This is a genomic window from Agrobacterium sp. 5Ca50 (genome assembly GCF_055381905.1).
The window spans coordinates 3,004,289-3,013,348 of the sequence record NZ_AP026438.1; the positions used below are offsets into that span (position 1 = coordinate 3,004,289).

Genomic DNA, 9,060 nt, shown 5'->3' on the forward strand with positions numbered 1-9,060 from the left:
TGTCAGGCTGCGTCACCGCCAGTTGGAACTGGCGGCGTCGACGTGCGGGATGGGAAGGGGATGACGTTCGTCGCTGTTGCTGCGGCGTCCTTTTTGAACAAGCGCACGACCTTCAGCTTGCCTAAACTGTCTGTCAGCTTTTCGAGGTAGGCGCGTCGGTTCCACTCAGCCTGGGAATATGCATTTTCCAGGAACCTTGCTGCTTCCAACGCCTTCGAAATCCGGTGCAGGAAAACTTTGCTCTGGATCGGGTCCATATGCACATGGCCGTCACTGATGACTTTGTCGCCAATGATGCCCTGAAGCCGCTGCAGCTGATCGGAAACTGAAGTGACATTTTTACTCATTTCGTTTTACCTCCAAAATCAGGGCGGATGACGTTGCTGTGTGCCTTGTCCAGCATCCCGGCTAACTCGCCGGTTGCCATTGCTTCAGCGGTGGATGCCAAGAGCTTTCCCGCTTCACTGTCGCGGAGCAGGGACAACTCGAGTTCAAGGTTCCCGGCCTGTTTGGTGAGTACGCGCAAGGTCTGCAGGACGGTGCGCGCCGAGAGGGCATCCAGTTCCAAGGAATCGTTCTCGTTCAGCTTCTCGGCACGGTGGAAAACGCGGGTGAGGCGTTCCAAGTGAAACTTGAGAGAAGTGTTTGCTGCGCTCATAGGCTGTCACCCATGTCACGGCTTTTCCAGGCCGCTTGAAGGTGCGCGAGCGTGACGCCTTCTTCACCGTCGCCGATGGCCAGCATGGATGCGGCCTTCATGGTGCGATCAATCTGACGCAATGCGCCGGGCTTGCTGGCAATACCGAGTAGAAAACGAGCACAATCTTCTTGCTCTACGCGCCATGCCTTGATCAACAACTCAGCATCAGCCACCGGGTAACGTGAGCTGCGAACCTGTCGGTCAAATCGAGACAGAACCTGCGCACGGCTTGCGACTGATCTTCCAAGGTCTTTGACGAAAGCGGTCGCTGTATCTTCGTTACCAAGCAGGGCAACGCCGCACTGGTCATTGTCAACAAAGTGGCGGAGCTGATTGATAGCATCGGGAACAGCGTTCTGTGCTTCGTCAATGATGAGCAGCGATCCTTCGCCAACCCGCTTGAGTTTCGCGCCAATCGAGCGAACAAATTTTGCGGGGTTGTGTTCGTGAATTTCGAGCGCCGCGCATAGTTCCACAAGCATGCCGTGAACCGTCTTAGTGCTTGGGCTAAGAGTGGCCATAAACACATGAGGTCGTACGGACTGGAAGTGCCGAGCGGCAGTTGTCTTTCCTGAACCTGCAGGCAATGTTACGCGGACGAAACCGGCTGTCACCTGGGCGAACAGGAGAGCATTGTAAACGTCCGTTCCAACCGATGTCTTTTGGAATGGTGGCGATACAGGCATAATCGCGGCCATGTTCTGACTGGCATCGAGCGCTTCGAGCCAGTTAGCGATCTGCAGGTTGATGTTTGCCAATACGCCTAGATATTTGCCGCTGAACCACGGGGAAAATGTCCCCTCTGCGACGCCTGTCCGACGCGACACCTCGGCTTTGGTCCAGCCATGTTCGGTGGCTGCATCTGCGGTTCGGGTTGCAAGATTACGCCAAGCGTCGATTTCAGAAGCAGGATGCTTTGCTGTAAACTCGATTGTGGGTCTTGACTGGTCCCACGCGCTTGTTGTGTTGGTTGGTTTCTTCATTTATTGGTTCCTTTGTTCAATTGTGCGGCGGGCCTTTTTGGCTCGCTCTTTTTTTCGCCCTGCTGGACCGGAACCGTACTCACGACTTATCGGCTCTTCTCTTGCGGGCAGGCTTTGTGCCTGCCTCGGTATTCCCTGTGGGGAATTGGATGATTGCGCTTTCGCCACCTGCCAATCGGGCAAGTCCGCGCGCAAATTTGTCTTCGAAATGATCGTCATCCACCGTTTCAACTGGCGCATGAGCCAAGTTGCCGGTGACAAGCCGGGTGACAACGGAACGAACTGGTGTCTGTGGACGCTTTGCCGCCTCTGCTTTGCGTCCTTTTTCCATGATCTCGCCAAGCTGCATCGGTGAAAGCGCCGCATTGCTCTTGGCCACCGCCTGAAGGTTCTTGACGTGGGTCTTGCGGGCCTTCTCCTGGCGACGTGCTGCACCAGTGTCGGCAAAGCCGGTTTTGGCGAGGCAATCGGCGTCGCAAAGGAACCGGCCTTCGGGATCATAGACTTTGACCGGCCTATGCAGGTCCGCTGGATCGAAACGAACGGTCAGCTTTCTGCCGATCCATTCGTTCAATACGGCGTTCCAGTAACGGTTGCCGTGCAAGTGTATTGCACCGTCTGGCTTGCGTGCTGTGACCGCGACGGCCGAGAGCATCCAGAGCGAACGCTGCGCCATGCTGGCATACCGAATGATGGTCGAAGGCTCTGCAACCGATGCATCAAATGTCTGCGAGAAACTGCGGCCATGTGCGGTTTCGGTTGTCCGCTTCAGGCGGTGGTTATGCTCGTCAACGCACTGGGCAACGTGCTGTTGAAGCTTTTCCAACGGCACGGCACTTGCGCCATAGTTTTCCGGCTTGGCTTCCGGCTTGTTGCCGGTGTAGCAACCTGACATCGAGGGGTGCTTAGAGATTTCCTCTGCCAGATCACGCCAGGCGCGTTCGATTGGCTTTGACTGACCGGAGCGTGGCTTTACGAAGTGTGGTTCGATATCGAGTGTCTTGAGAAGACCTGCAACATCATCTTCATTGACCTTGAAACGGTGCCGGGTCTTGGCACCACCGGAAATCATCTTGCCTGCGAATGCACGGCCGTTGTCCATGTAGATATGGTACGGCAGCATGCCATCGTGGTTCTCGATCATAGAGCCGATGCATGTGCGAACGGCTTCCCATGTCTCTGCTTCCGAGAGTGTCCAGGACAGCACCTTGCGGGAATAGACATCCTGAATACCGATCAGGATCACACGAACCGGTGTTTCCGCCCAGGGCGCTTTCACAAACAGGTCGAGCTGGTGACCGTCGGTATTGACGATTTCCATGGCGTGAAGACCGGCAACGGTACGTTTCTGGGCCGGGAAAAGCTGCTTGGCCTTGTCCTTGCCTTCGCGTGCGATGATCTGCGCCGCCTTCGGAACTTCGGCGTCAAGGCGACGGCGCAGAGAACGCTCAGATGGGATCGGCGCAAGCTTCTGATCCTTGGCAACCAACTCCATGCGGCGATAGCACGCGCTGAAGGATGGCTTTTCAGGACGTAGGAAATCAGACCTGAGGATTTTCCACGCTTCAGGGTGGCATGGGGCCAACTCAGCGACTTCACCATTGGTGCCAGCGAAGGAAGGGGCGAGGGCGGCAAGCCAGTCCTGACGGGAGTGACCTTCAACCATCTTTCGCCATTCGTAAAAAGTGGCAGGTGCAATGTCGGCTCTGCGCGTAACGTGGCCAACGGCTTTCACCATGCTGATGCCAGATGCGCGAAGTTCTTCGACCTCCGTCAGGACGTCAAAACGGGTTTTGCAGATAGCTTTATGGGCATCTGAAAGGGCTTCAAACCGGTCCCAAAGCATCTTTGAAACCTTGGATGTGCGGGTGCTGGCTGGCAATTCCGTGTTGAGGAATGCAAGCTTCGCTTGGGCCGTCGCTGGCAAAAACGAATAATGGTATTCATATCCGCCGCCCTGGCCGGATTTCTGTCGGGCATTTGCGGTCGATCGAACGCCGGACCGAGCAATAAATTGCTCTAGCCCTTGGCGTGAGCCTGGGAGACCAGGCAGGACGGCCGCGACCAACTCAGCGGATGTGAACCATTCTTTTTTCATTTACGTGGCACCCGGCGGATATTGACTGGTGTCGCCTGCAGGAGCTTGAGCTCCTGTGCGAGCTGCTTCTGTTCCTGGCGAATGCGTGCGATCTCGGCCAAGCGGGCCTCGTCACCTTCGAGCAGCAGCAGGCCATCGTCAGAAACGACGACGTCCCAAAGCCAGACCGCGCCAGTTGCGCGGACGAATGCCTTGAACCTTGGTAGGCTGACATCGTGGTTGGTTTTGCTTTCGGCCGTGTAGCTGTCGAGAGCGGACTTTGAGACCTTGTCCAGGCCGAGGTAGTGAGCCATGCGTGCGGCAATCGTGTCGCGGTCATACTGGCTCTCGCGGATGGCACGTGCCATCTGGCGTTTCAGGTTCGAACGGAACCGGTCGATGTCGAGGCGTTCCGATGCAGAGCGCACCGGGAACAACGCCTGCCTGAAGAAGTCCATTTGTGACGGATCGTTTTTCATGCTGCCTCCTCGCGGATAGCGGCCATGACCGGATCGGGCATGCTGGACATGCCGATATGTTCAAGGAAGCCGTCGCGTGTTTCGTCGCTGGCCTCGTCCCAGGCTGCGATCAGTTTGGTAAGGATGATGGATTGCGATGGGGCGGCAGCGCTGACCGGTGCCGGTTTAGTGAAGGCCAGAACCTTCTTCACATCGGGTTCGTGCTTCAGTGCGGCCGCGACTTTGACCTGATCTTCACGCGGCAGCTTCGCCAGTTGCAGCAACTGCGACTGATCGTTTTCGGCCGTCGTACCGCGCACCGCAAACTTTAGAACCGGGTCAAGGTTCTGCCCAATACTTACGGCCCGTTTGTACGTATTGTGGCTGATGCCAAGTCGCTCTTGGACCTTCTCAGACAGCACACGACCTTTGGAGAATAGCAAAGGATCATCGTGCACCTTTGCTGATTGGTCGCCGCCGCGAGTAATCTTGCCGTGTTTTTCCTCCCACAACTCACGGTACTTCATCACGAAGATAGCGCGATCGAGCGGGTTCAGTTCGTTGCGGTAAAGGTTCTCGGAAATTTCGAGCAGCTGTGCTTCAACGGCATCTGCTTTCACCACGATAGCGTCTATCTCGGTCCAGCCGAGCAATCCAGCTGCCGCCGTGCGGTAACCACCAGCCACCAACGTGAATGGCGTACCCTTCTTTGCAGGCGTGCGGCGGATCATTATTGGGCTGATCTGCCCGTGTTCGGACATTGAGGCTGCAATCGCCTCGGCATAATCCATGTCGATCGGGCGCAGGCGCTCACCGACATGAATTTCAGATACTGCAACGCGCATGAAGTCGGCCATTAAGCGACGCCTCGCTCTGCGGCCTGCAGCATTTCATCCATGAAGGTGTCTTTGGCGCGTGTGGAAATTCGTTCGTAGGCGGCGTCAAAAAGGGGTTCGTGACGACGTTGGTCGACGGTTCGAACTGCCTGCATAACGGTCCACCGGGCGACGCCCAGGTGAACAACCAAACGGCGACGGGCGATGTTAAAATTGATGTTCAGTACATAGATCGCGATCTGACGTGCGAGCTTGGCATCGAACATGTCAGCAGGCGGCGCGATGATGTGACGAATTGGTAGGTGATTGAAGTGCGCTCTGCTGGCTCGATAGCTGGCTGCTACCATCGCCTGCAGGCGTTCTTCTTCGGAATAAGGGTTGACCATCGAAACCTCTGTTTGTCGCGTGGCGACGGCTATGCTGCGGATCGATGCCGGGCGTTGGGGTTTGGGGGTGGGCCGCCCGGCATCTGTCGCTGCTCTGGGGGGCAGAGCACCGATCTCGGAAATCAGGTTGTCGGATTTTCGCGGGTACGGCTGAGGATGCGGCAGAGTTCCGGCTGCATATCCATGGTAAGGCAATCGACTAGTTTGCCGTCAACCTCGGTGCTGTCTTCGCCTAGGAGAAGGTCGACTAATTTGTTGCCTGGGGTCATGTGCACATCGGCATCCATGACTGCACTGGTTGCCTCGGCCTCCAGCAGCTCGATCAGCGCCTGCTGGACAATTGTATCGTCCAAAATGATAGAGGCGGGGCTATAACCGGCAGCAATCTTTGCTTCGTTCAGGACGTGTGCTGCCAGGATTATATCACGCGCCATTTCCAGACGGTCGTAAGGGCAAATTTCGTTTTCGACTTCACATGGCACAGCGTTGCTAAACGTTTCCGCACGGTGAGCGGCTGGCGCTGCGAATGGCAATACTTCAGAAGGGTGGGGACGTTCAATCAGGCCGTTGGCGACACGGTTGTACCAGTTGCCAAACTCGGTTGATGTGGGTCCTTCGACGTTGATTTCTCTGAGAGCGTTAGAAAGGTGATGAAGTGCCTCGCGCTGCGAGAATGCGCGTTCAAGAATGTTGTCGAAGGCGACTAAAACCAACGATTTTGCGCGTAGTGGAACGCGGTCAAAGAAAGGCACGGCGACATGATTGCGGACTGCGGTCATGATACTGCTCCAAGTTGTTTGATGAGGGCGATAATGGCGGCTGACAAGCCGAAGAACGCGACACTGAAAATCATCAGCTTGTCAGCCATCCGGCACACATTCGATTGCGCCGGGATGAAAGGATTTCTGTCGAATTTGGCATGCGGTTTCGTCATTGTGCGGCGTCTGCTGATGGGCGATTGTTGGGGTGTGGAACGGTCGTGAGATTGGGACTGACAGCCGGGGCGATAGATCGCCTTGCACTCACTGTGCGGTAGGCTAGAGCAGCAATCCCGACCTGTTCCACGCTTCATGCCGCAGCAGCCTCACGACGGCCGTTGCGATAATTCTCAGTTGGCTGCGGGCTGCGGCGTGTGCCGTCGGCCAAATAACGGGAGAACCAGAGAAGATGCGGACGAGTATCTAGGGCTGCCGCAATTGCACGCTCACCAGCCACATGCGGCTCGTAAAGCGAGTTGCCGGCTGTACCTTTAGGTAGGCCATATTTTACGTCGATCTCGGCAAGCTTGATTTCGGCGATAAAAAGCCGGGACTTAATGCGGGCAATTTCTTCCAGCCGCTTGCGTTCGGCACGGCTAGACTTGCCGCCGTCAGAGACACGGTGCATAAAGGATTCCTTCGAGAAGGGAGGCCCTGTCCGGCCTCCTTTTTTGGGGTGTTGAATTCTGCGAACACAGAAAGGAATAAATCAGAATTCTGACTTTGTAAATCAGAAAAGTGATTTATTTGGTGGTTTATTGGCTCGTCCGGAAATTCCGTCCAAAACACCGCTTGGCGTGCGCCTTCGCGAGCTGCGAAGAAGACTTGGTGATCCTGAGAGGGATGTGTTTGCGGCACAGCTTGGCGTTAGCAAGACCACACTGGGAAACTATGAAAAGGGTGAATCGGAGCCCACCGCGTCGGTGCTCGATGCGTACCGCCATAACTTTGGCGCCAACGTCCTCTGGATAATCACGGGTGAAGGCGAAATGTTCACCGAATCCGCGACAATGACGGAAGGCGTGGATATGGTACAGATTCCGCTTTACGACGTTCAGGCGGCTGCTGGCCAGGGCCTAATCCCAAGAGATGATCGGGCAGAAAACACGGTTGCGTTCAGTCGAGCATTCCTGCGCAGTATCGGCGCGAAGCCTGAGAGCTGTATTATGCTTGAAGCCAAGGGCGAAAGCATGTTGCCGACAATTCCAGACGGCGCTTTCATGATCGTTGATCAGAGCAAAACGAGCATCATCGACGATGAAGTTTTCGTCTTCCGCGTGGGGCCTGGGATTAAGGTAAAAAGGGCTAATTGGCGAATGGACAACATGTTGGAACTGCGGTCCGATAACGACGATGGCGGTTACCCTACTGAACTAATAAGCTCCGAAAATGCCGATGAATTGTCGGTTATCGGGCAAGTCCTATCTTTGCTCAGACGAGCGTGATTCGGGGGGTTGGTGCATGGAGGAGGAGTTCCGCGCGTTTCTCATGAGTGTAAATTGGATGGAGTGGGCGAAGACTATTATCGACCTTCTCAAAGGCACCGCGTGGCCCCTCTCTGTTGTATTCATCGTCTGGATTTTTCGACGGGAAATACGTGAAAGGATAAAGGATATCGTATCCCTAGGAATGGGGGGAGCCGTTCTTCAACCTTCAAGTCAACCCAATCCCGTAAAGCCAGAAACGGGTTTAAAACCGGAAGCGCATCCGCTACCGACGGTTAGGGCACTCGCCGAAAAAATAGAGCAACAATTAGCGGGGATGCCGCCAGACACTCACGTATCAAGACTGATTTACGCTCTTGCAGAGGCCCAAACAGAAAGGAACTTCGAGTTCATTTGGGGGCTTATTTTTGCTAGCCAAATCCATGCTCTTAGATTGCTCGCTAACGAACCTTCGGTAGCGATGAAAGACGCGAGAGAATATTACGAAAATGAGATCAGACCAAAGAATGATGGCCTGAAAGAATTGTCATTCGATGATTGGTCTAGGTTTTTGTACGGCCAGAACTTAATTTCCAATGTTCCGCCCGGTCGCATAGCGATAACCGACAACGGCCGTGACTTCCTTGTCTACGTCGACACCTTGAAGCAAAGCTTCGAAAGGCCAATGTAAAATTAGTCAAACTGATGTGCAAAGAGTTGACTCTGTCCAAGCCTAGAACAAAATAGGAACATTGGTTGCGCCGGGTGGGAGGTAATGGGTTTGGCACAGGCTGATAAGTTCGTTGTAGTTCCTTTCGTTGGTCGGAGACAGAAGATGGTGAATGTTGATTGGGATATCGCGCCGAAGAACGCGCGGTGGTGGGCCGTCGACGCTAACGGAGAAGCGCATTGGTTCTGTGAACCTGACGTTGCCGCATTCACTGATTTCTGGTTCTCGGTACCGGTCGAGGCACCAGCATTCGACTACAAGGGTGATTGGCGAGCGAGCCTCACGCAGCGCCCATCACGTTTTGGCCTGGTTCGATGATAAAAAAGCCGCCTTGCATCTTTCTGCAGGCGGCTAATTTGTCTTACTTGCTGATTTTAATACAAAAAGCGTCGTTTTATTCGAACTTGCAAGCCTGTTGCATGTTTAAATTGGAATGCAATGCATCCCCTGACCGTGTTCCGGGATTGACTACTCCACGTCGCCTTTTTCTAAAAGCCTTATTTTCTGGGCTTTAAAGGGTCTTAAAAGGCCAACAGGTCGTTTTTTGAAGGATTCTTGAAGCTACCACGACTTCTCGACGGATTTGCAGTTGCTGTTCAAATTTGACGGGGATGTCGTGTCAAAAACGATTTATTGGTTTCTGCGCCGACCCCCTTCAAAGCCCATGATTTACAAGGCTTTTTCGCCACTTCCCGTCATTTCCCAGAT

At 54.6% G+C, this 9,060-nt stretch carries 12 protein-coding genes; 3 read left to right on the top strand and 9 right to left on the bottom strand.

The window, feature by feature from the left end; translation table 11 throughout:
* Positions 1 to 2: 2 nt before the first annotated feature.
* From ACZ5FM_RS14515 to ACZ5FM_RS14555, 9 genes are all read right to left on the bottom strand, one after another.
* Positions 3 to 347, bottom strand: a complete 345-nt coding sequence (locus tag ACZ5FM_RS14515) for a hypothetical protein (RefSeq protein ID WP_464039065.1) — start codon at positions 345 to 347, stop codon at positions 3 to 5.
* Positions 344 to 658 (bottom strand): hypothetical protein, encoded by a 315-nt coding sequence (locus ACZ5FM_RS14520; RefSeq protein WP_464039066.1) that lies wholly within the window; start codon positions 656 to 658, stop codon positions 344 to 346. Before ACZ5FM_RS14520 ends, ACZ5FM_RS14515 begins: the two co-directional genes overlap by 4 nt.
* The gene (locus ACZ5FM_RS14525) at positions 655 to 1,683 is read right to left on the bottom strand and encodes an AAA family ATPase (protein ID WP_464039067.1); all 1,029 of its coding nucleotides are present in this window, start codon (positions 1,681 to 1,683) and stop codon (positions 655 to 657) included. Before ACZ5FM_RS14525 ends, ACZ5FM_RS14520 begins: the two co-directional genes overlap by 4 nt.
* Before the next feature lie 79 nt (positions 1,684 to 1,762).
* A complete protein-coding gene (locus tag ACZ5FM_RS14530) occupies positions 1,763 to 3,781 on the bottom strand; it encodes a transposase domain-containing protein (RefSeq protein WP_464039068.1) in 2,019 nt (672 codons plus the stop codon).
* Positions 3,778 to 4,239, bottom strand: coding sequence for a hypothetical protein (locus ACZ5FM_RS14535; RefSeq protein ID WP_464039069.1), 462 nt, complete (start codon positions 4,237 to 4,239; stop codon positions 3,778 to 3,780). Before ACZ5FM_RS14535 ends, ACZ5FM_RS14530 begins: the two co-directional genes overlap by 4 nt.
* Positions 4,236 to 5,075 carry a ParB N-terminal domain-containing protein gene (locus tag ACZ5FM_RS14540; protein WP_464039070.1) on the bottom strand — a complete coding sequence of 280 codons (840 nt, stop codon included), beginning with the start codon at positions 5,073 to 5,075 and terminating at the stop codon, positions 4,236 to 4,238. The genes ACZ5FM_RS14535 and ACZ5FM_RS14540 overlap by 4 nt, the downstream gene beginning before the upstream one ends.
* Complete coding sequence (locus ACZ5FM_RS14545; RefSeq protein WP_464039071.1) at positions 5,075 to 5,440, bottom strand: hypothetical protein; 366 nt, start codon at positions 5,438 to 5,440, stop codon at positions 5,075 to 5,077. Before ACZ5FM_RS14545 ends, ACZ5FM_RS14540 begins: the two co-directional genes overlap by 1 nt.
* A gap of 122 nt (positions 5,441 to 5,562) precedes the next feature.
* Entirely contained in the window at positions 5,563 to 6,219 is a 657-nt protein-coding gene (locus ACZ5FM_RS14550; protein WP_464039072.1) for a hypothetical protein, read from the bottom strand.
* A gap of 289 nt (positions 6,220 to 6,508) precedes the next feature.
* Complete coding sequence (locus ACZ5FM_RS14555) at positions 6,509 to 6,826, bottom strand: helix-turn-helix domain-containing protein (protein WP_464039073.1); 318 nt, start codon at positions 6,824 to 6,826, stop codon at positions 6,509 to 6,511.
* Positions 6,827 to 6,956: 130 nt separating this feature from the next.
* On the opposite strand from ACZ5FM_RS14555, the gene ACZ5FM_RS14560 reads away from it, so the two are divergent.
* The 3 genes from ACZ5FM_RS14560 to ACZ5FM_RS14570 all read left to right on the top strand — a co-directional run bounded on the left by ACZ5FM_RS14560 (position 6,957) and on the right by ACZ5FM_RS14570 (position 8,670).
* Complete coding sequence (locus ACZ5FM_RS14560; RefSeq protein WP_464039074.1) at positions 6,957 to 7,643, top strand: S24 family peptidase; 687 nt, start codon at positions 6,957 to 6,959, stop codon at positions 7,641 to 7,643.
* Between the two features lie 16 nt (positions 7,644 to 7,659).
* Complete coding sequence (locus tag ACZ5FM_RS14565) at positions 7,660 to 8,313, top strand: hypothetical protein (protein ID WP_464039075.1); 654 nt, start codon at positions 7,660 to 7,662, stop codon at positions 8,311 to 8,313.
* Between the two features lie 144 nt (positions 8,314 to 8,457).
* Positions 8,458 to 8,670 (top strand): hypothetical protein, encoded by a 213-nt coding sequence (locus ACZ5FM_RS14570; protein ID WP_464039076.1) that lies wholly within the window; start codon positions 8,458 to 8,460, stop codon positions 8,668 to 8,670.
* The last annotated feature ends 390 nt before the right edge of the window (positions 8,671 to 9,060 follow it).

What these genes read in the sequence shown, in the direction of transcription:
- ACZ5FM_RS14535 (WP_464039069.1), bottom strand. Translation starts at nt 4,239, where the DNA reads ATGAAAAACGATCCGTCACAAATGGACTTCTTCAGGCAGGCGTTGTTC.
- ACZ5FM_RS14520 (WP_464039066.1), bottom strand. Translation starts at nt 658, where the DNA reads ATGAGCGCAGCAAACACTTCTCTCAAGTTTCACTTGGAACGCCTCACC.
- ACZ5FM_RS14555 (WP_464039073.1), bottom strand. Translation starts at nt 6,826, where the DNA reads ATGCACCGTGTCTCTGACGGCGGCAAGTCTAGCCGTGCCGAACGCAAG.
- ACZ5FM_RS14570 (WP_464039076.1), top strand. Translation starts at nt 8,458, where the DNA reads ATGGTGAATGTTGATTGGGATATCGCGCCGAAGAACGCGCGGTGGTGG.
- ACZ5FM_RS14540 (WP_464039070.1), bottom strand. Translation starts at nt 5,075, where the DNA reads ATGGCCGACTTCATGCGCGTTGCAGTATCTGAAATTCATGTCGGTGAG.
- ACZ5FM_RS14550 (WP_464039072.1), bottom strand. Translation starts at nt 6,219, where the DNA reads ATGACCGCAGTCCGCAATCATGTCGCCGTGCCTTTCTTTGACCGCGTT.
- ACZ5FM_RS14525 (WP_464039067.1), bottom strand. Translation starts at nt 1,683, where the DNA reads ATGAAGAAACCAACCAACACAACAAGCGCGTGGGACCAGTCAAGACCC.
- ACZ5FM_RS14545 (WP_464039071.1), bottom strand. Translation starts at nt 5,440, where the DNA reads ATGGTCAACCCTTATTCCGAAGAAGAACGCCTGCAGGCGATGGTAGCA.
- ACZ5FM_RS14530 (WP_464039068.1), bottom strand. Translation starts at nt 3,781, where the DNA reads ATGAAAAAAGAATGGTTCACATCCGCTGAGTTGGTCGCGGCCGTCCTG.
- ACZ5FM_RS14565 (WP_464039075.1), top strand. Translation starts at nt 7,660, where the DNA reads ATGGAGGAGGAGTTCCGCGCGTTTCTCATGAGTGTAAATTGGATGGAG.
- ACZ5FM_RS14515 (WP_464039065.1), bottom strand. Translation starts at nt 347, where the DNA reads ATGAGTAAAAATGTCACTTCAGTTTCCGATCAGCTGCAGCGGCTTCAG.